General features: G+C 72.3%; 23 protein-coding genes and 1 riboswitch. Of the genes, 11 read left to right on the top strand and 12 right to left on the bottom strand.

Annotated features, from left to right (window positions below; genetic code table 11):
- Window positions 1-74: 74 nt before the first annotated feature.
- Both IE257_RS19660 and IE257_RS19665 read right to left on the bottom strand, forming a co-directional pair.
- The gene (locus IE257_RS19660; protein ID WP_189970414.1) at window positions 75-2,537 is read right to left on the bottom strand and encodes a DUF4132 domain-containing protein; all 2,463 of its coding nucleotides are present in this window, start codon (window positions 2,535-2,537) and stop codon (window positions 75-77) included.
- Entirely contained in the window at window positions 2,537-2,929 is a 393-nt protein-coding gene (locus IE257_RS19665) for a hypothetical protein (RefSeq protein WP_189970416.1), read from the bottom strand. The genes IE257_RS19660 and IE257_RS19665 overlap by 1 nt, the downstream gene beginning before the upstream one ends.
- A 304-nt stretch (window positions 2,930-3,233) precedes the next feature.
- Between IE257_RS19665 and IE257_RS19670 the strand changes: the two genes are divergently transcribed.
- From IE257_RS19670 to IE257_RS19690, 5 genes are all read left to right on the top strand, one after another.
- Entirely contained in the window at window positions 3,234-3,785 is a 552-nt protein-coding gene (locus IE257_RS19670; RefSeq protein WP_189970418.1) for a hypothetical protein, read from the top strand.
- 84 nt (window positions 3,786-3,869) lie between these two features.
- Window positions 3,870-4,628, top strand: coding sequence for an alpha/beta fold hydrolase (locus tag IE257_RS19675; RefSeq protein ID WP_189970420.1), 759 nt, complete (start codon window positions 3,870-3,872; stop codon window positions 4,626-4,628).
- 144 nt (window positions 4,629-4,772) lie between these two features.
- The gene (locus IE257_RS19680) at window positions 4,773-5,177 is read left to right on the top strand and encodes a hypothetical protein (protein ID WP_189970421.1); all 405 of its coding nucleotides are present in this window, start codon (window positions 4,773-4,775) and stop codon (window positions 5,175-5,177) included.
- Window positions 5,178-5,273: 96 nt separating this feature from the next.
- Complete coding sequence (locus IE257_RS19685; protein WP_189970994.1) at window positions 5,274-5,681, top strand: thiol-disulfide oxidoreductase DCC family protein; 408 nt, start codon at window positions 5,274-5,276, stop codon at window positions 5,679-5,681.
- Window positions 5,682-5,692: 11 nt separating this feature from the next.
- On the top strand, window positions 5,693-6,421 hold the full coding sequence (locus IE257_RS19690; protein WP_189970423.1) for a TetR family transcriptional regulator: 729 nt from the start codon (window positions 5,693-5,695) through the stop codon (window positions 6,419-6,421).
- A gap of 6 nt (window positions 6,422-6,427) precedes the next feature.
- On the opposite strand, the gene IE257_RS19695 is transcribed toward IE257_RS19690, so the two are convergent.
- The 3 genes from IE257_RS19695 to IE257_RS19705 all read right to left on the bottom strand — a co-directional run bounded on the left by IE257_RS19695 (window position 6,428) and on the right by IE257_RS19705 (window position 9,652).
- Window positions 6,428-7,984, bottom strand: a complete 1,557-nt coding sequence (locus tag IE257_RS19695) for an ABC transporter substrate-binding protein (RefSeq protein WP_189970425.1) — start codon at window positions 7,982-7,984, stop codon at window positions 6,428-6,430.
- Between the two features lie 121 nt (window positions 7,985-8,105).
- The gene (locus IE257_RS19700; RefSeq protein WP_189970427.1) at window positions 8,106-9,380 is read right to left on the bottom strand and encodes a metallophosphoesterase; all 1,275 of its coding nucleotides are present in this window, start codon (window positions 9,378-9,380) and stop codon (window positions 8,106-8,108) included.
- Window positions 9,377-9,652, bottom strand: coding sequence for an SCO4848 family membrane protein (locus IE257_RS19705; protein ID WP_189970429.1), 276 nt, complete (start codon window positions 9,650-9,652; stop codon window positions 9,377-9,379). The genes IE257_RS19700 and IE257_RS19705 overlap by 4 nt, the downstream gene beginning before the upstream one ends.
- A gap of 178 nt (window positions 9,653-9,830) precedes the next feature.
- Between IE257_RS19705 and IE257_RS19710 the strand changes: the two genes are divergently transcribed.
- The 4 genes from IE257_RS19710 (at window position 9,831) to IE257_RS19725 (ending at window position 13,877) form a co-directional block, all read left to right on the top strand.
- Window positions 9,831-11,015, top strand: coding sequence for a D-alanyl-D-alanine carboxypeptidase family protein (locus IE257_RS19710; RefSeq protein WP_505383561.1), 1,185 nt, complete (start codon window positions 9,831-9,833; stop codon window positions 11,013-11,015).
- A gap of 220 nt (window positions 11,016-11,235) precedes the next feature.
- Complete coding sequence (locus IE257_RS19715; protein WP_189970434.1) at window positions 11,236-12,480, top strand: SH3 domain-containing protein; 1,245 nt, start codon at window positions 11,236-11,238, stop codon at window positions 12,478-12,480.
- Window positions 12,474-13,382 (top strand): hypothetical protein, encoded by a 909-nt coding sequence (locus IE257_RS19720; protein WP_189970436.1) that lies wholly within the window; start codon window positions 12,474-12,476, stop codon window positions 13,380-13,382. Before IE257_RS19715 ends, IE257_RS19720 begins: the two co-directional genes overlap by 7 nt.
- 66 nt (window positions 13,383-13,448) lie before the next feature.
- On the top strand, window positions 13,449-13,877 hold the full coding sequence (locus tag IE257_RS19725; protein ID WP_189970438.1) for a hypothetical protein: 429 nt from the start codon (window positions 13,449-13,451) through the stop codon (window positions 13,875-13,877).
- An 86-nt stretch (window positions 13,878-13,963) separates the two neighbouring features.
- On the opposite strand, the gene IE257_RS19730 is transcribed toward IE257_RS19725, so the two are convergent.
- The 4 genes from IE257_RS19730 to glyA all read right to left on the bottom strand — a co-directional run bounded on the left by IE257_RS19730 (window position 13,964) and on the right by glyA (window position 18,289).
- Window positions 13,964-14,887 (bottom strand): YihY/virulence factor BrkB family protein, encoded by a 924-nt coding sequence (locus IE257_RS19730; RefSeq protein ID WP_189970440.1) that lies wholly within the window; start codon window positions 14,885-14,887, stop codon window positions 13,964-13,966.
- Window positions 14,888-15,077: 190 nt separating this feature from the next.
- On the bottom strand, window positions 15,078-15,677 hold the full coding sequence (locus IE257_RS19735) for a 2'-5' RNA ligase family protein (protein ID WP_189970442.1): 600 nt from the start codon (window positions 15,675-15,677) through the stop codon (window positions 15,078-15,080).
- Between the two features lie 97 nt (window positions 15,678-15,774).
- Window positions 15,775-16,788 (bottom strand): tryptophan--tRNA ligase, encoded by a 1,014-nt coding sequence (trpS, locus tag IE257_RS19740; RefSeq protein WP_189970444.1) that lies wholly within the window; start codon window positions 16,786-16,788, stop codon window positions 15,775-15,777.
- A 232-nt stretch (window positions 16,789-17,020) separates the two neighbouring features.
- Window positions 17,021-18,289, bottom strand: a complete 1,269-nt coding sequence (gene glyA / locus IE257_RS19745) for a serine hydroxymethyltransferase (protein WP_189970446.1) — start codon at window positions 18,287-18,289, stop codon at window positions 17,021-17,023.
- Window positions 18,290-18,323: 34 nt separating this feature from the next.
- A riboswitch (ZMP/ZTP riboswitch) is annotated at window positions 18,324-18,414 on the bottom strand.
- A gap of 131 nt (window positions 18,415-18,545) precedes the next feature.
- Between glyA and rocD the strand changes: the two genes are divergently transcribed.
- The gene (gene rocD / locus IE257_RS19750; RefSeq protein ID WP_189970448.1) at window positions 18,546-19,751 is read left to right on the top strand and encodes an ornithine--oxo-acid transaminase; all 1,206 of its coding nucleotides are present in this window, start codon (window positions 18,546-18,548) and stop codon (window positions 19,749-19,751) included.
- Window positions 19,752-19,794: 43 nt separating this feature from the next.
- On the opposite strand, the gene IE257_RS19755 is transcribed toward rocD, so the two are convergent.
- Together IE257_RS19755 and IE257_RS19760 are read right to left on the bottom strand one after the other, a co-directional pair.
- Complete coding sequence (locus IE257_RS19755; RefSeq protein ID WP_189970450.1) at window positions 19,795-20,997, bottom strand: glutathionylspermidine synthase family protein; 1,203 nt, start codon at window positions 20,995-20,997, stop codon at window positions 19,795-19,797.
- 8 nt (window positions 20,998-21,005) lie between these two features.
- On the bottom strand, window positions 21,006-21,308 hold the full coding sequence (locus tag IE257_RS19760; protein WP_189970452.1) for a hypothetical protein: 303 nt from the start codon (window positions 21,306-21,308) through the stop codon (window positions 21,006-21,008).
- A gap of 104 nt (window positions 21,309-21,412) precedes the next feature.
- Here IE257_RS19760 and IE257_RS19765 point away from each other — a divergent pair, with 104 nt between their 5' ends.
- A complete protein-coding gene (locus IE257_RS19765) occupies window positions 21,413-22,273 on the top strand; it encodes a DMT family protein (RefSeq protein ID WP_229920523.1) in 861 nt (286 codons plus the stop codon).
- Between the two features lie 73 nt (window positions 22,274-22,346).
- Here IE257_RS19765 and pdxR read toward each other — a convergent pair whose 3' ends face one another.
- The gene (gene pdxR, locus IE257_RS19770; RefSeq protein ID WP_189970454.1) at window positions 22,347-23,747 is read right to left on the bottom strand and encodes a MocR-like pyridoxine biosynthesis transcription factor PdxR; all 1,401 of its coding nucleotides are present in this window, start codon (window positions 23,745-23,747) and stop codon (window positions 22,347-22,349) included.
- Between the last annotated feature and the right edge of the window lie 32 nt (window positions 23,748-23,779).

Below are 23,779 nucleotides of genomic sequence, written 5' to 3' on the forward strand. Positions count from 1 at the left end.
CTTCCGGTCCGTGTGTGCGAGGGCCCCGTCCCCGGTTCGTCCGGGGGCGGGGCCCTCGCCGTTCCCCCACGGCATCAGCGGCGGATCTGGCCGGTGATCGTCGGGTCGGTGATGTCGGTGTCCTTCGCGAGGAGCATCGCCTTGGAGAGGATGACCGCGAGGGTGCGGTCCCCCTCGAAGGGCAGGTAGCCGGGGTCGGCGCCCGCGGTGCCCGCCGAGCCGCCGGGCACGATGCACAGGTACTGGTCATTGGGCGTCATCAGGATGTTCCCGGAGCCCAGGTGGATCCGGTACGTGCGCAGCTCGCCCCGTACGTGCAGGAAGCGGCCCTCGACGGTGCACCGGTCGGCGATGGCCAGGCGCGGCACCAGCCGCTCCAGCAGCACCCGCCGGGTCTCGGCGCTCTGGTTCAGCTCGCCGAAGCCGTACGAGGCCCAGTACTCGCGGAAGCGGCCCTCGGGTCCGCCGTCGGACCACGTCGGATCGTTGCCGACGCTGGCCACGCCGACGAAGAGGTCGACGTCCCGCAGCACCTCGCTCAGCACCAGCGCCGGTATCTCCGCGAGCGGCAGCGGGTCGACGGGCTCCCGGCCGCCCGGCAGCCGCATCGTGTACTCGCCGCCGTACGTGCTCGCCTCGTTCTGCGGGGCGTCGATCGGGTAGAAGCGCACCTGGTCGGTCCGCAGCCGCAGGTAGCTGCCCGACTCGGTGGTGTCGACCCCGTACTCGCTCCCCTCGCCCTCGATCCAGTACTCGGCGCGCAGCCCCCACCGCGGCAGTTCGCGGACGGCCGGCGGGGCACAGTCGTCCACGCACAGGCGCAGCCTGTTGCGCCAGCCCCGGACCGCGGCCAGCGAGTGGAACTGGTGCTGGCGCAGGATGTGCGCGGCGAACCGGTTCGAGTACGTCCCCGTGGTCCGCTCGGCGTCGGTCAGCAGGTACACCTCGCGGTGGGCCTGCTTGAAGGGCTGCGTCACGGCATACCGCTCCAGCCACTCGCGCCAGGCGACCACCTCGGCCGGCTCCCTGCCGACGGGGTGCCACAGCTCGACGGTGGCCTCCTCCTCCCCGGTGCCCCGGGCCAGGGGCTCGCCCGTCAGTGTGCGCAGCTGCCCGTCCGCGAAGCCGACGGCCGTGCCGTCCACGGTCCAGATCAGCCGCCGGGCCAAAGTCCCGACCAGCGGGTGGTCCAGGTACCGGGCGCGCCACTGCCCGTACGCCCACCGGCGCCGGGCCAGGAACTGGCCGTCCAGCCGCTCCGCCTGCGCGGACAGTGCCTTGTCGATGTCCTTGGCCGCCGCCTTGAGCTCCTTCAGCTCCTCGGCGTGGTCCCGTCGCACCGTGGCGGGCACGCTCTTGACCTGCTTGCCCGCGGCGTTGCGCCAGCCGATCACCGCCCGGTTCCCGCGCACCTCCAGCAGTGCGACGGCCTCGCCCATGCGGAACTCGGCCCGGCCCACCTCGGTCAACCCGTGTGCCGGTACGGCCAGTTCCTCGATCTCCTCGCGGCCCAGACCGAGGGCGGCGGCGCGCGCCTCCAGGGCCGCGTCGATGAGCTTGGCGGTGCCCTTGTACGTCACCCGGGTGCCCAGCCGGGCCAGTTCGGCGAGGGCGGCCGCACCCTCCATGCGGGCAAGGGAGTTGACGGCCGCGTTGGCCACCTTCGGATTGCGCGGGCCGATCCCGGCGGCCTTGCGCAGCGCGCTCTCCACCAGGGCGCCGAGGGCACGCACCGTCCCGGGGTGCGGCGGCAGGAAGGACAGCAGCCAGGCCAGTCCACGCAGGGCATCGGCGTTGAACGGGTCGAAGGCGTTGTTGACGTCCGGCTCGTACTCGCCGCGCACCAGCTCGATGGTCCGGGGCCGCCCGACGAGGGCCAGCCAGCCCACGACGGCCTCGCGCACCGCGTCCGCGCCGAGGCGGTCGAGGAGCGCCCGGCCGCCCTTCTCCCATGCGGCGGAGGGCTTGGCGGCCCTGGCGGTCAGCGCGTACGCGAGCAGCTCGCGCCAGCGCTCCTGCGCCATCGCCCGGTCCGCCCACTCCTCGCCGGCGTTGAGCACGGGCCCGGTGAGCTGTCCCGCGAACTCGACGAGACCGGTGTCGCCGTGCGCGTTCATGGCGCTGCGCCGGACGGTCGCGATGACGGCCGGGGCGAGTGTGCGCCCGGCGGCGATCTCGGCCTTGGCCAGGGCCTCGTACCGATCGGCGTACCAGAACGTGTGCGAGCGGGAGAGGGCCTCCAGCCGGGCGGCCCGCTCCTCCTCCAGCGGAAGGGCGTCCAGGCCCTGGCCGACGAGCACGACGAGCGTCAGCAGCTTCACCCGCACCGGCTCGGTGTGGGAGCCCCGCCGGTAGTGGTCGGCGAACTCCTCGACCAGCCGGCGCCGGTCCTGCTCCGGCAGCGTCAGCACCTCGTCGAGCTGCGCCTGGAAGGCCGGGGGGTGGTACATGGAGTGCACGGCCTTGCGGAGGAAGGCCTCGGCCGTCGCCCCGACGGCCGAGGCCGGATCCAGCGCCTCGGCGCTCCGCGTCGCCATCAGCCACCCACCAGCGCGACGAGCTTCAGGAAGGTGACCTCGACGCCGAACGGCAGATCGATCTCCTCGTACAGCCCGACCACCTGACGGTCCCCCACCAGCACCAGGAAGCCGTTCCGCTCGAACGCCTTCAGCGCCAGCTCCGTCTGCTTCTCCGGGTCGATGCGGCGCGACGTCCGCAGCGCGAACCCGTTCAGGGCCCGCTCGGCCCCCTCCGGCTGCACCAGCCCCTGGAAGACCTCCGGTCGCTTCGCGTGGTACTCCGCGACCTCCTGGAAGACCCTGCGCCGGATCAGCTCGTGCAGCGCGATCCGTTCCTCGGCCATGTCCAGTGCCCAGCCGTCGCCACGGCCTCCGGCGGTCGTCTCGTCGACGAAGGTCACCATTCCCATGCCGTCGACAGTAGGGCTGAGCACTGACAACGGGCCGTACCTGCCCGGGCCGAGGGCGGCACCGCTTCCAACGCCCCCGACCTGCAAGGCTTCATGACCAACCTGCTGCGGGGCCGGCTGCTGAAGCCCGCCCGGCAGCGGCAGTTGTTCGTCATGCCCGCACGGTCGCCCATTTGCTCCTTCCGGCTTGCGGGGAAAGGGAGTTGATGGGTGCGCACCTCACCGCTCCGGTCGGCGCGGCGCTCTGACCTGGGTTGGGGGACCCGGGGTACAGGGCGGGAGTCCCTGTGGAAGGATCGGTGCCATGAGCGAGCAGCAGCCGAATCCGTACACGAGCGACCCCGCCGGCCAGGGCGGTCAGCCCGGCGCGCCCGGCCAGGGGGACTACAGGTGGGGTCCGGGCGAGGCCAGTTACGGCTACCCGCAGCCCTACCCTGCCGCCCCGGCCTACCAGCCGACCATCGGTGGCGCCGGCATGGCGACCCCCGCCTACCCGATGGCGGCCCCGACCGGCGGAGCCGGTCTGTCCCTCGGCGACATCACCGTCGCCGGGGACCAGATCATCACCCCGTCGGGCACGATGCCGCTCAAGGGCGCGATGTGGAACGCGACCGACTTCTCGCGCACCGAGGAGAAGATCCCGCCGCACGCGATCGTGCTCGCGATCGTCTTCTTCCTCTTCTGCCTGCTCGGCCTGCTCTTCCTGTTGATGAAGCAGAAGACCACCACGGGCTACATCCAGGTCACGGTCACCAGCGGCGGCCGCCACCACTCCACGATGATCCCGGCGGTGGACGCGTACACCTACCAGTGGGTGATGTCGCAGGTCAACCATGCGCGGTCGATGAGCATGTGAGGCGGGGCGGGGGTGCGGTCGGCCCGGGGGTGCACCCCCCGAAAGGCACTGGCGCGCAGCCGCCGCCCCCGCGAGGATCAGCGGATGATCGTTTCTCATGATGTGGACGGCCCCGCCGACGGGCCCGTCGTCGTCCTGCTGCACTCCTCCGTGGCCGACCGGCGGATGTGGGAGCCGCAGTGGCAGCCCTTGATCGAGGCCGGGTTCCGGGTGGTCCGGCCGGACTTCCGGACCTGCGGGGACTCCCCCGCCGGCACGGCTCCGTACAGCGACGCGGGTGACGTGCTGGACCTCCTGGACCACCTCGGCGCACAGCGGGCGGCCCTCGTCGGGAGCTCGTACGGCGGCCGGATCGCCCTGCAGGTCGCCGCGCTGCATCCGGAGCGGGTCTCCTCGCTGCTCCTGCTCTGTCCCGCGCGGCCGGGCCACGAGCCGAGTGCGGAGCTGCGGAAGTTCGGCGCGGCCGAGGACGTCTTCCTGGACGCGGGCGATCTGGCCGGCGCCGCCGAGTTCAACGCCCGCACCTGGCTGGGCCCGGACGCGGGCGCAGACGCGCACGCCCTGGTACGGGCCATGCAGCTGCGGAACTTCGAGATCGGCCTGACCGTCACCGGGAGCCACGAGCTGCCCGAGCCGGAGGTGGACCTGGCCGCGATCACCGCCGCGACCCTGGTCGTCGGCGGGGCGCACGACCTCCTGGACTTCCGCGACATCGCCGCCGAGCTGCCCTCCCTGATCCCGGGCGCCGACGGCGTCGAACTGCCCTGGGCGGGCCACTTCCCCTCGCTGGAGCGTCCCGCGGAAACCACCCGCCTGATGCTGGAGTTCCTGGCGCGCGCCTGACCCCGAACACGAAGCCCCCGGGCGTCCGTACGCGGATTCCCGGGGGCTTCGCGCTGCCGTAGACATTCGCTTGAACTTGTTCAAAAAGAGGCCTACAGTCATCCCTGTCAGCAAGTTTGAACACGTTCAAGGGGGCTGGGGTTCATGGACCTCACCGTAGTCACGTACGTCATCTACCTGCTCATCAGCATCGCGCTCACCGTCTGGGTGGCCCGCACCCTCAGCCGTAACGGGCGCGTGTTCATCGGCGACGTCCTGCACGGCAACGAGAAGCTCGCGGACGCCGTCAACCAGCTTCTCGTGGTCGGCTTCTACCTCGTGAACATCGGCTTCGTGACCCTCTACCTCCGGTCGAGCCAGGAGATCGAAACCCCCCGCGCCCTCTTCGAGGCGCTCTCGGTCAAGCTCGGCGTCGTCCTGCTGGTGCTCGGGGTCATGCACCTCGGGAACGTGTGGGCGCTGAACCGGATGCGCCGCCGCGGGATCATGGAGCGCCAGCAGACCCCGCCCGTCGCCCCGCAGGGGTGGACCGCGCCGGTCGGAGCCTGAGCCGTGTCGACCTCCACCGCCACCGCGCCCGCCACCGCCACCGCGCCCGCCACCGCCACGGCGCCCGTCGCCGCGCCCGCCCTCGCACCTGCGCCCGTGCGGAGACTGACCGTCCTCTACGACGCCGGCTGCCCGCTCTGCGTGCACATCCGGCACTGGTTGCTCGCGCAGCGGTGGCTGGTCCCGCTCGCCCTGGTCCCCGCCGCTTCGTGGGAGGCGCAGCGGCGGTTCCCCCGCCTCGACCACGCATCGACGCTGCGGGAGATCACCGTCATCGGGGACTCGGGGCAGGTGTGGACCGGGACCGACGCCTTCATCGTGTGCCTGTGGGCGCTGGCCGAGCACCGGCCGAAGGCGAACTGGCTGGCGACCGCGGCCGGGCGGCCCTTCGCCCGGGCGGCGATGTACACGGCCTCCGCCTGGCGGCAGGCCGTGCGTACCGAGGGTCACCCCGAGGGGGCGGAGGTACCGGCCTGTGACGACCAGTGCCCCGTCCCCCGATAGGCTCATCCACCGTGACTGATCAGAAGGCTCCCAAGAGCGAGCAGACCCGCACGCTCATTCTCGAGACCGCGCTCCGCCTCTTCCAGGAGCGCGGCTTCGACAAGACGACGATGCGGGGTATCGCGAAGGAGGCCGGCGTCTCGGTCGGCAACGCCTACTACTACTTCGAGTCGAAGGAACACCTGGTCCAGGGGTTCTACGACCGGATCGGCGCCGCCCACCAGGCGGCGGTGCGGCCCATCCTGGACAGCGAGACCGATCTGCAGAAGCGGCTCGCGGGCGTGCTGACCAGCTGGCTGGACATCGCCGCCCCGTACCACGAGTTCGCCTCGCAGTTCTTCAAGAACGCGGCGGACCCCGAGAGCCCGCTCAGCCCGTTCTCGCCGGAATCGGAAGCGGCCCGGCAGGCCGCGATCGACATCCACCGCGAGGTGCTGGCGGGCGCGAAGACCAAGGTGCCGGCCGAGCTGGCCGACGTACTGCCGGAGCTGATGTGGCTCTCGCAGATGGGCCTGGTCCTGTACTGGGTCTTCGACCGCTCCCCGAACAGCGAGAAGACGCGCGGGCTCGCCGAGCGCGGCGCGCAGCTGACGACGCGGGGCATCGTCCTGGCCCGGTTCCGGGTGCTGCGCCCGCTGGTGCGGGAGGTGCACGAACTGTTCGCGGACTTCCTGCCGGGCATGGCGCAGACGGCCACCGCGGGGGCCCGGCGCAAGGCTTCGGACCCGGACCCCGCGTAGCGGCTGCTACAGCCAGTCGAGTTCCCACAGGCGCCAGACGCCGGTGCCGTCGGAGAGGAACTGGGCTCCGGTGACGCCCTCGCGGGACATCACGTAGTCCTTCTTCTGCCAGATCGGCACCATCGGAGCCTGCTGGGCGACCAGCTTCTGGAGTTCGCGGAAGTCGGAGGCCGCCTCGGCCCGCTCCGAGTGGGACTGGGTGCGGGTGATGAGCTCGTCGACGCGCTTGTCGGAGAATCCGTTGTTCATGGACGAGTCGACGCCGACGAGCGGGGCGAGGAAGTTGTCGGCGTCCGGGAAGTCGGCGATCCAGCCGATGGTGTAGGCGTCGAACTCACCCGCCGCGTAGGCCTTCTGGAAGTCGCTCCACTGCTCGACCGGCTTGATCGTCACCTGGAAGAGCCCGGTGGACTCCAGCTGCCGCTTGAGCTCCTCGGCCTCGGGCATGTTCGCGCCGCGCACGTTCACGCCGAGGCCCAGATGGACGGGCGCGGTGATGCCGGCGTCCTTGAAGAGCTTCTTGGCGGTGGCCCCGTTGGGCGTCGGGTAGGCGTCGAAGAACGGCGTGCTGTGGCCGGCGATGCCCGCCGGGACCAGGGAGTACAGCGGGGTGACGGTGCCCAGGTGGACCTCGGCGGCCACCTTGGGGCGGTCGAGCACGGCGGCGGCGGCCTGGCGGACGGCGAGCGGGGCCGCGGTGGAGCCGGGGCGGACGTTGAAGACGACGGAACGGATCTCGCTGCCGCCTGAGGCCTGATAGCGGGTGTCCTTCATACCGGGGTTGAGGCCGGCGAGCACGGCCGGCGGCATGTCCCGGTGGGCGACGTCGATCCGGTGGGTGTTCCAGGCCTGGTCGAGCTGTTGCGAGTCCTTGAAGTACTTGACGGTGACGGGCGTGCGGGCGGGCTTGCCCTGCCCCTTGTAGGAGGTGTTGGGCTTGAGCTCGACACTCGTACCGGCCTTGTACGCGGCCAGTGCGTACGGGCCGGAGCCGTCGGCCCTGCCGTCCTCGCGCAGGGCCTTCGCCGGGTACGTGTCCTTGTCGACGATCGAGGCCGCGCCCGTCGCGATCTTGAAGGGGAAGGTGGCGTCGCCGGCGGAGAGGTTGAAGGTGACCGTGCGCCCCTCGGCCTTGACCGACTCCAGGGTGTTGAAGAGGGGAGCCGGACCCTGGTCGGAGTTGATGGCCTTGATCCGGTCGAAGGAGTGCTTGACGTCCTCGGCGGTGACGGTGCGGCCGCCCGCGAACTTCACATCGGGGCGGAGCTCGCACCGGTAGGTGGTGAGCTTCTGGCCGACGAAGCCGCAGGAGGCGGCGGCATCCGGTACGGGGGCGTCCGAGCCGGGCTTGATGGTCAGCAGCGACTGGTAGATGTTGCTGAACAGGGCCCAGGAGCCCGCGTCGTACGCCCCGGCGGGGTCCAGCGAGGAGACGACGTCGCTCGTGCCGACCCGGACGGCTCCGCGGCCGTTGCCGTCCTCGGGCAGCAACTGCCAGGCGCCGACGCCTGCCACGCCGAGGACCAGCCCGGCCGCGATTATCTTCGAGCGGACAGACCGCATCCCTGAACCCCACCCCGTGACCCGATGACAGCGACGCGCTGTCCGATTAACGGTCATCCCATCACGGAATATTGGCGTCCGGAAGGTCGGTCGGGGCGGGCGATCCGACGCTTGGTGCGGGTCAGGCCTGATATGAGGCGAGTTCGACGACGGTGATGTCGGACGGCGCGCCCACCCGGACCGGCGGCCCCCAGGCCCCGGCCCCGCGGGACACGTAGAGCTGGGTGTCGCCGTAGCGTTCCAGGCCGGCGACGGTGGGGTTGGCGAGCTCGGCGAGGTAGTTGCCGGGCCAGAGCTGGCCGCCGTGGGTGTGGCCGGAGAGCTGGAGGTCGACGCCGTGGCGGACGGCGTCGTGGATGACGACGGGCTGGTGCGCGAGGAGTACGGCGGCCCGCGAGCGGTCCCGGTCACCGAGGGCCGCGCCGAAGTCGGGTCCCTTCCCCTCCCGTTCGCCCTGGATGTCGTTGACCCCGGCGAGGTCGAAGTGCGGCAGCTCCCGGCGGGCGTTCTCCAGCGGCGTCAGCCCGAGCTCGCGGACGTGGTCGATCCACTGCTGGGCACCGGAGAAGTACTCGTGGTTGCCGGTGACGAAGTACGAGCCGTGGCGGGCGGCGAGCCGGCGCAGCGGCTCCGCGGCGTGCCCGAGGTCGGGGACGCTGCCGTCGACGAGGTCGCCGACGATCGCGATGAGGTCGGGCTGGGTGCGGTTGACGGTGTCGACGATGCGCTGGGTGTGGGCGCGGCCGAGCACCGGGCCGAGGTGCACGTCGCTGACGACGGCGATCCGGAAGCCGTGCGCCGCACGCGGCAGTTTGGCGAGGGGGACCTGGACCCGCTTCACGCGCGGCCCGCGCAGGACCCCGTAGGTCCCGGCCCCGACCGTGCCGACGGCCACGGCGGCGGCCGCCCCGCCGACCGTCCGGGCGACGAACCGGCGGCGGGTGAGACCCTCACCGGTCTCCGACCGCTCGTCGGTGGCGGGCTGCTCGGCGGTGACCGTGGAGGCCGCGGACGCCGCGGCGGCCGACACCTCCACGGTCCGCGGCGCGTCGGATTCCGCCCCGGAGGGGTCGCGGTGGGCCAGACGGCGGAGCAACAGCGCGCGGATCGGCTCCGCGACCAGCATCGTCAGGGTCAGATACAGGAGTACCGCGAGCCAGAGGTACCCGGGCCAGGCCACCGTCTGCTGGAGCCAGAAGGGGGCGCCGGCGCGGCCCGTGGTCAGCGCGGCCACAGAGAGGAGGGGCAGGGCGATGGTCAAGGCCGTGCCGATGCGCCGGGGCAGCCGGCCGGGGGCCGTGGTGTCGCGGACCAGGCGGATCCAGAGCCAGCGGTGCACCAGGACGAGCAGGGCGCAGACCGCCAGCGCGACGAGGGCGAAGATCAAGATCGTCATGCCCGGACATCCGTTCCGGCGCCGTCCGCACGTGATTCACGACGCAGGGCCCGGACCCCGCGCAACCCGATCACACCGACCACCGTCCCCAGGAGAAAGGACGTCACCGCGAGCGTCAGGTGCACCCAGAAGTAGGAAGTGGGATCGCCCGCCGCATCGAAGGCAAGACCACTGCCGTTCTTCCACAGGTTCCGGACGAAAGACACCCAGATGATCCAGCTCCACACTCCGAACGCGAGCAGGAACCAGGAGGCGGTACGACTGAGTCTCATGGCTTCAGTATCGGATTCGTCCCCAGGACGGACGCGCCGGGGTGGGCTGTCCCGGGGGTGGTTGCCGCGAATGGGCCGGTCCGCGACCCCATCCAGCTCATCGGGAGGTACTTTCACCTGCGTGTCTGCCAAGACGACCGCGCTGACGGTCCTATCCGCCGCGTTGCTGGTCCCCACCATGCTGGTGGCTCCCGCACACGCCGCGCCGAGCCCCCCGGCCGACGGAAAGAGCCGGCCGCCCAAGGCCAAGGCGGCACCCGCGCCGCCCGTCTCGATGTCCACGGTCGGCGGGTCGCTGCTCGGCCAGCCGGGGACCCAGGTGAACCTGCTGCCGGGCGCGCCCCAGCTCCCGGCGAACCTCACGGGGCGGTCGTGGATCGTGGCGGACGCCGAGTCCGGCGAGGTGCTGGCCGCGCACAACGCGCACTGGCGGCTGCCCCCGGCCTCGACCATGAAGATGCTCTTCGCGGACACCGTGCTGCCGAGCCTGCCCAAGGACCAGGTCCACAAGGTCACCGAGGCGGACATGGAGGGCGTGGGCCAGGGCAGCAGTCTGGTCGGCGTCAAGGAGGACCACGACTACTCCGTCCACGACCTGTGGCTCGGGGTCTTCCTGCGGTCGGGGAACGACGCGGTGCATGTGCTGTCGGCCATGAACGGCGGCGTCGAGAAGACCGTCAAGGACATGCAGGCCCACGCCGAGGAGCTGCAGGCCCTCGACACCCACGTGGTGTCCCCGGACGGGTACGACGCACCGGAGCAGGTGTCGAGCGCGTACGACCTGACGCTCGTCGCCCGCTCCGGACTGCAGAAGCAGGACTTCAGGGAGTACTGCGGCACGGTGAGCGCGAAGTTCCCCGGCCTGCAGGAGGCCGGGAAGCCCCGCGACTACTTCGAGATCCAGAACACCAACCGGCTGATGACCGGCGCGGGCGGCATCTCCCCCTACAAGGGCATTGCCGGGGTGAAGAACGGCAACACCACCATGGCCGGCTCCACCTTCACCGGCGCCGCGCAGCAGGGGGCCAGGAAGCTGCTGGTCACGGTGATGAACCCGGACGCGGGCGGCGCGAACTCGGTCTACGAGGAGACCGCCGCGCTCTTCGACTGGGGTTTCTCGGCGGCCGGCAAGGTCAAGCCGGTGGGTGAACTGGTACCGCCGAAGAGCGAGGACACCTCCTCGCACGGCTCCCCGGCCCAGTCGCACGAGAACTCGTCGGCGGCCGGCAAGGGTGCGGGCGGCGGTGCGGGCACCGCGCTGGGCGTCGCGGGTGGCGCGCTGGCCGTACTGGCGGGGGGCGCCTTCGTGATCAACCGTCGCTGGCCGCGCGGCCGCCGCAGCCGGGGCGAGGACCTGGTCTGACCGCCCGCCCGCCGAGCCGCCCTCTCGCCGTCGCCTCCGCCCCCCGTCCGCGCCGGCGGCCGGGGGGCGGTCGTGTGTGGTGGCCCGGCAGGATCCGAAAGAGACGACCTAGCCCGGTTCCCGGGCCCGCGCCACCTATCAACTCACAGGTTCTGCAGAGGACTTCGACACGGTTTGCTCATTCCCGTCGGCAAGGAGCCTTCGGGAAGGGGGTCCTCCCATGCGGAGGAGATGGTCGGCCGTCGTCATGGTGGCCTGTGCGGTCCTGGTGGCGAACCCGACCGCGTCGCACGCGCAGGGGACGCCGCAGGAGGGGCCCACGGATCGGTGGCGGGTTCGGCTGGACGCGGCCGCTGCCGAGCAGAGCAACGTCGTCCGCACGGGGGTCGGGCTGACGTTGGCGCACGGCGGCCCGGCCGGACAGCGGCGCACCGCGCCGCCCGCGGGTGGGCGCGGCACGTACACCGCGCCGGAGATACCGGCCGGGCGGTGGGTGTCGGCGGTACGGGTGGAGGCCGACGCCGACACCCCGACGGGGACGGCCGCCCTGGTGGAGGTCCGCGGCCGGGACGCGGCGGGGTCCTGGACGCAGTGGCGGGAGGCGGGCGCGGACGGGCGGATCCGGCTGCCGCGACCGGTGTCCTCGCTGCAGACCCGGGTGAGCCTGCAGGGCGGGGCCGACGGCGGGGCGCCCACGGTCTCGGGGGTGACCCTGACCTCCTGGAACACCCACGCCGAGGCGGCGGAGTCGGGGGCGGCGGCCACGGCCGGGGCCACCTACCGGCTGTTCGCGACCCGGGAGGGGCTGGTCGGCGGGACCACCGCCAACGGGCACGTGATCAAGCCCCGCGACCACTTCGTGGCACTGCCCTCGCGCCGGATGCTGGCCTCCGACGGCGGACGCGAGTACACCGTCCGCGTCTGCAACGGCACCCGGTGCGAGACAGCGCCGGTCTGGGACGTGGGTCCCTGGAACACCAAGGACGACTACTGGAGCCCGCCGTCGGTCCGGCAGATGTGGAACGACCTGCCGCAGGGCCGGCCCGAGGCCCAGGCCGCCTCCCAGAACGGCTACAACGGGGGCCGCGACGAGTTCGGCCGGCAGGTGGCCAACCCGGCCGGCATCGACCTGGCCGACGGCACCTTCTGGGACGGGCTCGGCATGACCGGCAACGGCTGGGTGGACGTCACCTTCCAGCCGGGCGAGGACCCCGGCACCACCGTCACGGCCTGGGCGGAGGCCAATGTGCGCGCGTGCGCCCGGCGCTCCTGCGACATCGTGAGCAAGGTCTACGCCGGCAACTCCTACCCGGCGTCGTGCTGGGTCACGGGCGAGTCGGTCACCGCGGAGGGCGTCACCAACGACAAGTGGGTACGCCTCCCGCTCGCCGCCGGCGGTGTCGGCTACGTCAGCGGGATCTACCTGAAGGGCGACGCGACCGGCGGCGTGAGGACCCCGTGCTGACCACCGCCCGGCGGGGCTGGATCGCCGCCTCCCTCGCGGCCTGCGGCGCGCTGCTCGCGGTGGCCGCCTGGACCGGCCTTCCGGGAGGGGGTGCCGGGGAGCGGGCCCCGGCGCGCGCGGTGGACACCGCCGAGCTGGACCTGCTGCACACCGCCGGGGAGCTGCTCGTACAGGACTGCATGCGCGCGCGGGGATTCTCGTACTGGCCGGTCCCGCGCGTGCCGCACCCGGACTACCGGGACTTCCAGTACGGGGTGGACGACGTGGACTGGGCCCGCGGCCACGGCTTCGGGCGCGGGATCGAACGGCAGCTGGACGAGCAGGCGGCCTCGGGCCCGGCCGGGCAGTACGTACGCGGCCTCTCCGACGGGCAGCGGGACGCGATGGGCGCGGCCCTCCTCGGGCCGGAGCCCACGGGGCTGGAGGTGAAGAGCCCGCTCGGCGGCACCCTGAGCCACAGCGACCGCGGCTGCGTCACCGAGTCCTGGCGGACGCTCTACGGGGACGTGCGCGCCTGGTACCGCTCCAGCGAGACGGCGAACCAGCTGACCGCGGTGCGCACCGGCCGGGTCAACCAGGACCCCGCCTTCGGGAAGGCGCTGGCCGCCTGGAGCGCGTGCGTCGGCGGGCGCGGCTTCCCGGCCGGGCACCCGGTCCGCCAGCGCGAGGAACAACTGGCGCGGACCGGCCCGGAGGCCGAGGCGCAGGACGTGCCGATGGCGGTCGCCCAGGCCGAGTGCGCCCGCTCGACCGGATTCGCCGACACCGCGCAGGACCTGCACGAACGTCTTTCGGACAGGATCCGCGCCGAGAACCGGGCCGCCTTCGACGCCATGCGGCGGATGCAGGTGGCGGCCCTGCCCACAGCTCGCGATGTGGTCGCCCGGCATTCCGGGAGCTGACATCGCGTACCGCCGACCGGCGGTGAACCACGCACGGTACAACCGGTACAACTGGGAGGGAACCCCATGAACAAGCTCAGGACGCTCCTCGCGGGTCTCGCGATCGCCGGCGCGGCGGTAGTGGCCGTTCCGACCGCGGCCCAGGCCGACGGCGGCTGCGGCTCCGGCAATTTCTGCGCGTACGCGGACGACACCAACTACCTCTACCAGGAGGGCGGCGGCTCGTCCTCGTGGCCGGCCCAGGTCAAGAACAAGGTCGACTGGGTCCGCAACTCCGGCGTCGCCGTCGGCCGCCACCACGTCAACATCTACTGGGGTGACGACAACTCCGGCGCCTACGCCTGCATCGGCTACGGCACGGAGTGGAACCTGCGCAACAACGCGAACAAGTTCAGCTGGACGCGCAACGGCGACAACCGCGGCCTGGGCGACAAGGTCCACGACAACGCCGCCTCGCACCGCTGGGTGTACGGCTGCGGCAACGGCACCTGGTAGCACGCCCGTCCGTGGTACTCCAGTGGCGCACCGGGCCCCACACCGGTGCGCCACCGGCGCGTCCCGTCCCGGCGCCCCGGCCCCGCTCAGGCGGGTGCGGGGGACCGGGGCTCCGGGGCCGCGGGAGCGGCCGGAGGGTCCGTTGCGCCGTCGCCGTCCTCGTCGTCGCGCGTGGCCGTCCAGGAAGCGACGAACAGCAGCAGTTTCGCCGTGAAGTTGATCCAGAGCAGCAGGGCGATCGGCACGCCGAAGGCCCCGTACATGCTCTTCGCGGCGACCTCCCGCATATAGCCGCTGAGCAGCAGTTTCAGCAGTTCGAAGCCGGCCGCGCCGATCAGGGCCGCCTGGATCAGCCGGCCGCGCGGCGGTTCGACGCCCGGGAGCAGGGTCAGGACGTAGAGCAGCAGCAGGAAGGCGGCCACGACACCGACCAGGAAGGCGAAGGTGCGCAGCAGCGCGCCGCCCGCGCCCTCGCGCGGGATGCCGAGCCAGTCGGCGGACTTTCCGACCGCGCTGGATCCCAGGATGGAGGCGGCGGCGGAGGCCAGGCCGACCCCGCCGAGGCCCAGGAGGACGAGGGTGTCCTTGCCCTTGCGGGCGAACGGGTTCCCGTCGTCCTCGTCGTCCTTCTCCCAGACCGCGCGCAGGCAGTCCCGCATGGAGCCCACCCAGCCGATGCCGGTGAGCAGCAGGACGGCGCCGGCGACGAGTCCGACCGTACCCGCGTTGGCGACGAGTCCCTCGATGTTGAGCTGGTCGGAGATGCCGGGGACCTGTTCGGAGAGGGTCTTCTCCAGCCGGTCGAGCTGTTCGGGGCTGAGCAGCGCCGCGCCGACCGCGGCGGCCACGGTGATCAGGGGGAAGAGTGCGAGGAAGCTGATGAAGGTGATCGCGGCGGCGAGACGGGTCCAGTGCACGCGGTCGAGGCGTTGGTACGAACGCCACGCGTGCGTCCGCATCAGACGGGACGCGAGCGGCCCGATCACCGGGAGTTTCGTCAGCCAGTCCATGGGGTCACCGTAATTCAGCCGCCGGAAATAGCCGGGATTGTCGCTTGCGGCGGCTACGGTCCTCGATTGTGACTTTTTCCGAAGCGCGCCCCACGGGTCGCCCGTTCCACACCCTGGTCCTGCGAAGGCTGAGATTCCGTGCCCGGCGCATCGCCCGGCTTGCGCTGCCCCTGGCCCCGCGCCCGCTCCGTCAGGATCCGGCGGCGCCGGCCGTCCCGGCCGCCTGGTCGGCGGCTGAGCCCGCCTGCGCCGGGACGCAGCTCGGCCCGCTCCCGAAGGGGTACTCGCGCAGCTTGCGCCAGACCCCGTCCGAGCCCTGCTCGTAGAGCGCGAAGCCCTCGCAGATCCACTCGGCGGCGTACTCGGCGAGGGTCGTGAACGCCAGGTCCATCGACTCCTCGGAGATCCCGTGGGCGACCGTGACGTGCGGGTGGTACGGGAACGCCAGGTCGCGGCTGAGCGGCCCGTCGGGGTCGCGGACCTCGCTCTGGAGGCGGTTGCAGCCGCCGGCCCCGTCGACGATCTTGACGAAGACGACCGGCGAGACGGGACGGAAGGTCCCCGTGCCGCCCAGCCGCATCCGGAAGGACCGGAAGGCGGCCGCGACCTCGACCAGGTGGGCCCTGATCGCGGGCAGGCGGTCCGCCTCCACCTCGGTCGGCGGGACGAGGGTGACGTGCGTGGGGATGCCGTGCGCGGCGGCGTCCCCGAAGCCCGCGCGCAGCTCCTGGAGCTGGCTGCCGTACGGCTCCGGGACCGCGATCGAAACGCCGAGCGTTACGGTCCCCACGTGTCTCTCCTCCGGTTGTCGCTGTGGACTGCTGCCGCCCCAGTGTGGCGGCAGCACCCCCGTTCGTGCCAGGGCTCTCTGTCCGTAGTTGCGTTCGTCAGTGCTTGGCGGGCAGCAGACCGAGGCGGTCATAGGCCTGCGCGAGCGTCTCGGCGGCGACCGCGCGGGCCTTCTCCGCGCCCTTGGCCAGGAGCGAATCCAGCGTCTCGGGGTCGTCGAGGTATTGCTGGGTGCGCTGCTTGAAGGGTGTGACGAAATCGACCATCACGCCGGCCAGGTCGGTCTTCAGCGCGCCGTAGCCCTTGCCCTCGTACCGGGCCTCCAGCTCGGCGATCGTCTCGCCCGTGAGGGTGGAGTAGATCGTGAGCAGGTTGCTGACGCCGGGCTTCTTCTCCGGGTCGAAGCGGATCTCCGCCTCGGTGTCGGTGACCGCGCTCTTGATCTTCTTCTCGGTGACCTTGGGCTCGTCGAGGAGGTTGATCAGGCCCTTGGGGGACGACGCGGACTTCGACATCTTGATCGCCGGGTCCTGGAGGTCGTAGATCTTCGCGACCTCCTTGACGATGTGCGCGGCGGGCAGGGTGAAGGTCCGGCCGTAGCGCTGGTTGAAGCGCTCCGCCAGGTCGCGGGTCAGCTCGATGTGCTGGCGCTGGTCCTCGCCGACGGGGACCGCGTTCGCCTGGTACAGCAGGATGTCGGCGACCTGGAGGATCGGGTACGTGAACAGGCCGACGCTGGCGCTGTTGACGCCGCCCTTGGCGGACTTGTCCTTGAACTGGGTCATGCGGCTGGCCTCACCGAAACCGGTGATGCAGTTCATGACCCAGCCGAGCTGCGCGTGCTCGGGCACGTGGCTCTGGACGAAGAGCGTGCAGCGCTCGGGGTCCAGGCCGGCGGCGAGCAGCTGGGCGGCGGACAGGCGGGTGTTCGCGCGCAGGTCCTTCGGATCCTGCGGCATGGTGATCGCGTGCAGGTCGACCACCATGTAGAAGGCGTCGTGCGTCTCCTGCAGGGCGACGTACTGGCGGATGGCTCCGAGGTAGTTCCCGAGGTGGAACGAGCCGGAGGTGGGCTGGATGCCGGAGAGCGCGCGAGGACGATCAGAAGCCATGGCTTCATTCTCTCAGGTGCGGGGGCGGGCCCGTGCCCGCCGTCGGCCGGATCCGGCCCCGGCCGAGCGACCGATTTCCGTTCCGGGGCGGGTCGGGCCGAGACCGCTGCGCGGGGCTCCGCGGGCGCCGCCCGCACCCGCGCCCCGATCGCCGGCGGGCCGGAAATCCAGCCCCGCCGGCGTCTGAGGCGCGGGGGTCCGGGGGCAGCGCCCCCGGCAGCCGGGCCGCAGGTCAGGACAGCGGAAGCCCAGGGGCCGGGAAGGCAGCCATCAGGTCCGTGACCTCGGCCCGGATCGCGGCGAGCGCCTGCTCGTCCCCCTTCGCGGCGGCGTCCACGGACCGGGCGATCCAGTCGGCCACCAGCGGCATGTGCTCGGTGGACAGCCCGCGGGACGTCAGCGACGGCGTACCGATCCGCACCCCCGAGGGATCGAACGGCTTGCGCGGGTCGAACGGCACCGTGTTGTAGTTCACGACGATGCCCGCCCGGTCCAGGGCCTTGGCGGCGATCTTGCCGGGTACGTCCTTGCCCGTCAGGTCGATCAGGATCAGGTGGTTGTCCGTACCGCCCGAGACCAGGTCGAAGCCCCTCTGCAGGAGCGCCGCGGCCAGCGCCCTGGCATTGGCGACGACCGCGTGGGCGTATGAGACGAACGACGGCTGCGCGGCCTCGTGCAGCGCCACCGCGATACCGGCCGTCGTCTGGTTGTGCGGGCCGCCCTGGAGGCCCGGGAAGACCGCCTTGTCGATGGCCTTCGCGTGCTCCTCCCGGCACATCAGCATCGCGCCCCGCGGACCGCGCAGGGTCTTGTGCGTGGTGGTCGAGACGACGTCGACGTGGTCCGCCGGGGACGGGTGCGCGCCACCCGCGATCAGGCCCGCGATGTGGGCCACGTCCGCGACCAGGATCGAACCCGCCTCGCGCGCGATCTCCGCGAAGGCGGCGAAGTCGATGGTCCTCGGCAGGGCGGTGCCGCCGCAGAAGATCAGCTTGGGCCGCTCGGCGAGGGCCAGGTCACGCACCGCGTCGTAGTCGATCAGCCCGGTGTCCGCCCGTACGCCGTACTGGACGCCCCGGAACCAGGAACCGGTCGCCGAGACGCCCCAGCCGTGCGTCAGGTGCCCGCCCATCGGCAGGGCCATGCCCATCACGGTGTCGCCCGGCTTCGCGAAGGCCAGGTACACGGCCAGGTTGGCGGGCGAGCCGGAGTACGGCTGCACGTTGGCGTGGTCCACGCCGAACAGGCCCTTGGCCCGCTCGACGGCCAGCGCCTCGACGCGGTCGATGTTCTGCTGGCCCTCGTAGTAGCGGCGGCCGGGGTAGCCCTCGCTGTACTTGTTCTGCAGCACGGTGCCGGACGCTTCGAGCACGGCCGCGGACACGTAGTTCTCACTGGGGATCAGGCGCAGGGTCTGTGCCTGCAGCACTTCCTCCGCCGCGACGAACGACGCCAGCTCGGGGTCGGTCGCGAAAAGGGCGGGATGGCGGCTCGCGGACATGGCGGGCTCCTCCGGGGTCGATGTGATCGGTACCCCGCGAGGCCCAGGCGAGCGGCCCTGTATGCGGTCGAGCGCGCACGACTCCCCCGGAGTTGGTTCTCCGTACGCCAGTCGCCGTGCGTACCGGACACCTTAGCGGGCGCGCCGGAAGAGAGGTTTCTGCGTCCGGTATTCGAGCGACGATAAGAAGGTGACGCCACCCTCGTCACCGCTTCACCCGGCGCTCCACCGCGCCGGACGGACGATCGGAGACCCCGTGTCGACAACTGCTGATGCCATCCGCTCCGCAGACGCGCACAGCGCGCACAACTACCATCCGCTGCCCCTGGTCGTCGCGTCCGCGGAAGGCGCCTGGATGACCGATATCGAGGGCCGCAGATACCTCGACATGCTCGCCGGGTACTCGGCCCTCAACTTCGGTCACGGCAACCGCCGTCTGATCGACGCCGCCCGTGCCCAGCTGGAACGGGTCACGCTCACCTCGCGCGCCTTCCACCACGACCGCTTCGCCGAGTTCTGTACCGAGCTCGCCGCGCTGTGCGGCAAGGAGATGGTGCTTCCCATGAACACGGGGGCGGAGGCCGTGGAGACGGCGGTGAAGACCGCCCGCAAGTGGGGCTACGAGGTCAAGGGCGTCCCGGACGGGCACGCCAAGATCGTGGTCGCCGCCGACAACTTCCACGGGCGGACCACGACCATCGTGTCCTTCTCCACGGACCACGAGGCCCGCGACCACTTCGGGCCGTACACGCCGGGCTTCGAGATCGTCCCGTACGGGGACCTCACCGCGCTGGCGCACGCCGTCACCGAGAACACGGTGGCCGTGCTGCTGGAGCCGATCCAGGGCGAGGCGGGGGTGCTGGTGCCGCCCGCCGGGTACCTGCGCGGCGTACGGGAGCTGACCCGCGAGCGGAACGTCCTCTTCATGGCGGACGAGATCCAGTCGGGGCTGGGGCGCACGGGCCGGACCTTCGCGTGCGAGCACGAGGGCGTCGTCCCGGACGTGTACATCCTCGGCAAGGCGCTCGGCGGCGGCGTGGTTCCGGTCTCGGCCGTCGTGGCCGACCGGGACGTGCTCGGGGTGTTCCGGCCCGGCGAGCACGGGTCCACCTTCGGCGGGAACCCGCTCGCGTGCGCGGTCGCCCTGGAGGTGATCGCGATGCTGCGGACCGGGGAGTTCCAGGGTCGCGCCACCGAGCTGGGCGAGCACCTGCACCGTGAGCTGAACCTGCTGGTCGGCGGGGGCGCGGTGACCGCCGTACGCGGCCGCGGGCTGTGGGCGGGCGTCGACATCGATCCGTCGCGGGGCACGGGCCGGGAGATCTCCGAGAAGCTGATGGAGCTCGGGGTGCTCGTGAAGGACACCCACGGGTCGACGATCCGGATCGCCCCGCCGCTGGTGATCAGCAAGGAGGACCTGGACTGGGGCCTGGACCAGCTCCGATCGGTGCTCGGCGCGTAGGGCGCGCTCGCCACGCGCAGTACGGGCCCCGGCAGTACAGGCCCTAGAGGATGACGTGGGGCAGGAAGCGGGCGTACTCGTCCGTGACCGGCCCCGCCGATTCGCGGATGCCGAGCCCCGCCGCCTCGTCCTCGACGACCCACGCGCCGAGCACCACCCGGTTGCCGTCGAAGTCGGGCAGCGGGGCCAGGCCCTGGAAGCAGTACCGTTCCCCCTCCTCCGGTACGAACGGCTCACCGCCCCCGCCCGCCGCGTGGAGGGTGACTCCCGCGCCCTCACGGCCGAGGAGGGGCTTGGCCACGTAGCCGGTGGACCCGGGCTCGGCCAGTTCGCGCGGGCCGTCCAGGTAGGCGGGCAGCAGGTTGGGGTGGTCCGGGAAGAGCTCCCACAGGATCGCGAGCAGCGCCTTGTTGGACAGCAGCATCTTCCACAGGGGCTCGATCCAGCAGGTGGTGCCGGAGCCGCCGCCGTGGTCGTACGTGCCGAGCACGTGCGGGCCGAAATCGTCCGTCGCCAGCCACTCCCACGGGTAGAGCTTGAAGCAGGAGCGGATGAAGCGGAGCTTCTCGTCCACGAACCGGCCGGACAGGCTGTCCCAGCCGATCTGCTCGACGGAGAGCGCCTGGGTGTCCAGGCCGGCCTGCTCGGCGGTCTCCTGGAGGTAGGCGACCGTCATCAGGTCCTCGCCGAGCTCGTCGGTCTCGGAGTGCGCGAAGTGCAGCGGGCCGGGCGGGAGCAGCTCGGCCTGGCGCCGCCAGGCGTCGACGAGGCGCTCGTGGAGGGAGTTCCACTGGTCGGCGCCGGGGAAGCGCTCCTCCATCCAGAACCACTGCGGGCTGGCCGCCTCCACGAGGGAGGTGGGGGTGTCGGCGTTGTACTCCAGCATCTTGGCCGGGCTGCCGGTGCCGTCGTAGCGCAGGTCGAAACGGCCGTAGAGGGAGGGCTGTTCGGCGCGGCGCCGCCAGGACTCGGCGATCTGCGCGGCCAGTTTCGGATCCGTGATGCCGAGGTCCTCGAAGCGGTCGTGCTCGACGATGTGCGCGGCCGCGGCCAGGCACATGGCGTGCAGCTCCTCGACGACGTTCTCCAGGGCCTCGACCTCGGGGAGCGAGAAGGAGTAGTACGCGCTCTCGTCCCAGTAGGGGCGCAGGGAGTCGTCGGGGTACCGGGTGAGGGGATAGATCACCCCCTGCTCCTCGACCGTCTTCTGCCAGCCGGGACGGGGCTCGATGGTGTTCCGCTCCATGGTGGCGGTCAGCCGCCGCTGGAGCCGGAGCTCTTGTGGCCGCCGATGCCGCCGCGGGTGACGGCGGACTTGTCGAAACTGCCGCCGGAGACCTTGCCGGCGCTGACGTTGCCGCCGTAGTAGTACGCGCCGGTGCCGCCGCTCTTGCACTCCTTGTTGTTCAGGTGCTGCAACGTGGAGCGGGAGGCGCAGCGCTTGTCCGGTTCGTCGCTGCTGCCGCAGGCCACGAGCGTGGCCGCGAGCAGGCCCATGCCGCCGAGTGCGACCGCGCCGGAGCGCATTCGCCGCTGATTCGTGCTGCTGCTGTCCATGTCTGCTGCTCCCCCTGGGGCCTCGCGTGCTGCCGACAGAGTAGAGCGGGGCCCCCGGCCGATGGAATCCGGCCGTCGTGAGATCCGTGATCTAGAGTCAGTTCGTGCTTATTGGGATGATTTGCGCGCTCGGTGCGGCTGTCTGCTTCGGTACGGCCTCGGTTCTGCAGGCCGTCGCGGTGCGGTCGGGGGAGCCGGGTACGGGCTCCGGCGTGGACACGGCGCTGTTCCTGCGGGCCGTGCGGGAGTGGCGCTACCTGGCGGGCCTCGGCCTGGACGGAGCCGGCTTCGTGCTCCAGATCATCGCGCTGCGGCACGTCCCGATCTACGCGGTGGGGGCGGCGCTGGCGGCCAGCCTGGCGGTCACGGCGGTGGTCGCGGCGCGGCTGCTGCGGGTGCGGCTGTCCCGGATCGAATGGGGCGCGGTGGCGGTGGTGTGCGCGGGGCTGGTGATGCTCGGGCTCTCCGCCGGGGAGGAGGGCACCGGGACCGGGTCGCTCGCGCTGAAGCTGGGAATGCTGGCGGTGGCGGGGCTGGTGCTGCTGGTCGGCGTGGTCGCGGGGCGGCTGCCGGACGGGCCGCGGGCGCTCGTGCTCGGCCTCGCGGCGGGGACGGGCTTCGGGGTGGTGGAGGTCTCGGTCCGGCTCATCGACTCGCCCTGGGACCTGCGCAACCCCGCTCTGTACGCCCTCCTGCTGGGCGGTGGCGCGGCCTTCCTGCTCCTCACCTCGGCGCTGGCGCGCGGCTCGGTGACGGTGGCGACGGCGGGTCTGGTGCTCGGCGAGACCATCGGTCCGGCGGTGGTGGGCGTGGTCTGGCTCGGCGACAGCACCCGCGAGGGCCTGGCCTGGCTGGCGGTGACGGGCTTCGCGGTGGCGGTGGCCGGATCCCTGGCCCTGGCCCGCTTCGGCGAACCCCCGGCCGAACCCCCGGCCGGTACCCAATCCAGCCCCGCCGGCGTGTGAGGCGCTCCCTCGGCCCCGCCGGCGTTTGAGGCGCGGGGGCGCGGGGGCAGCGCCCCCGACACGGCGCCGCAGGTCACGGGAGGGCCGCCGCCAGGGCCGCCAGGGTCGGGGACCACGCGCTGTCCGACGGGGTCCCGTAGCCGACGACCACCGCATCCCGCCCCGAAACCTCCGCCTCCGGGTGCCGGAACCGCGCCAGCCCGTGCAGGGCCAGGTCCTGCCAGGCGGCCGACTGGAGGACCACCCGCTCCGATCCCGCCGGGAGGTCCAGCACCGCGTGCAGTCCCGCCGCGATCCCCGACACCCCCACCCGGTCCCCCACCGCCGCCACCAGCTCGTCCCGGCGCCGCCGGTACCGCAGCCGCATCCCACGCACGTGCCGGTCGTAGGCCCCGGAGGTGATGAACTGCGCCAGCGTCAGCTGGTCCAGCGCGCCGCACGCCCAATCCGTGGGCCGGCCGGCGGCGAGCACCTCCTCCAGCAGCCCCGGCGGGACCACCATCCAGCCCATCCGCAGCCCGGGGGCCAGCGACTTGCTCGCCGTGCCCAGGTACACCACCCGGTCCGGATCAAGGCCCTGGAGCGCCCCGACCGGCTGGCGGTCGTAGCGGAACTCCCCGTCGTAGTCGTCCTCCAGGATCAGCCCGCCCGTGGTCCGGGCCCAGTCGACCGCGGCCGCCCGCCGCGCCGGAGTCAGGGCCACGCCCGTCGGGAACTGGTGCGCCGGGGTCAGCAGCACCGCGCCCGCCGCCGCGGTCAGCTCCCCCGTCCTGGCCCCTTCCCCGTCCACGCCCAGCGGGCGCGTCCGCAGCCCCGCCCGCACCAGCAGGTTCCGGTGGAAGTCCAGGCCGTACCCCTCCACCGCCACCTCCCGCACCCGCCGCGCCCGCAGCACGCCCGCCAGCAGGGTCAGCCCGTGCCGGAAGCCCGCGCAGAGCACGATGCGTTCGGGGTCCGCGTACACCCCGCGCGCCCGCGCCAGGTAACCGGCCAGCGCCCGCCGGAGCTCGACGCGGCCGCGCGGGTCGGCCGCGTAGCCGAAGGCCTCGTTCGGCGCATCGGTCAGGGCCCGGCGGGCCGCCGACAGCCAGGCCGCGCGCGGGAAGCCCCCCAGGTCCGGGGAGCCCGGCACCAGGCTGTACGCGGGCCCGCTGCGCGCAGGGCGCCGTACGGGGCCGGCCGCCGCCGGACGGCGCGGCCGGGCCCGTTCGGCGACGCGGGTGCCGGAGCCCCGGCGGGCCGTCAGCCAGCCCTCGGCGACGAGCTCGGCGTACGCCTCGGCGACCGTGTTCCGGGCGATGCCCAGGTCGGCGGCGAGGGTGCGCGAGGACGGCAGCCGGGTCCCGGCAGCCAGCCGACCGCTGCGCGCGGCCTCGCGCAGGGCCTCGGTGAGCCCGGCCCGCAGCCGGCGTCCGGCCGTGAGGTCCAGCTGCAGGTGGAGGTCGGCGCCGAAAGTGGCCCACGATTCCGTCATGAATATGGACCATATCGGTGGGCCGCCCGGCT

The organism is Streptomyces avidinii (genome assembly GCF_014650695.1).
GTDB lineage: Bacteria > Actinomycetota > Actinomycetes > Streptomycetales > Streptomycetaceae > Streptomyces > Streptomyces avidinii.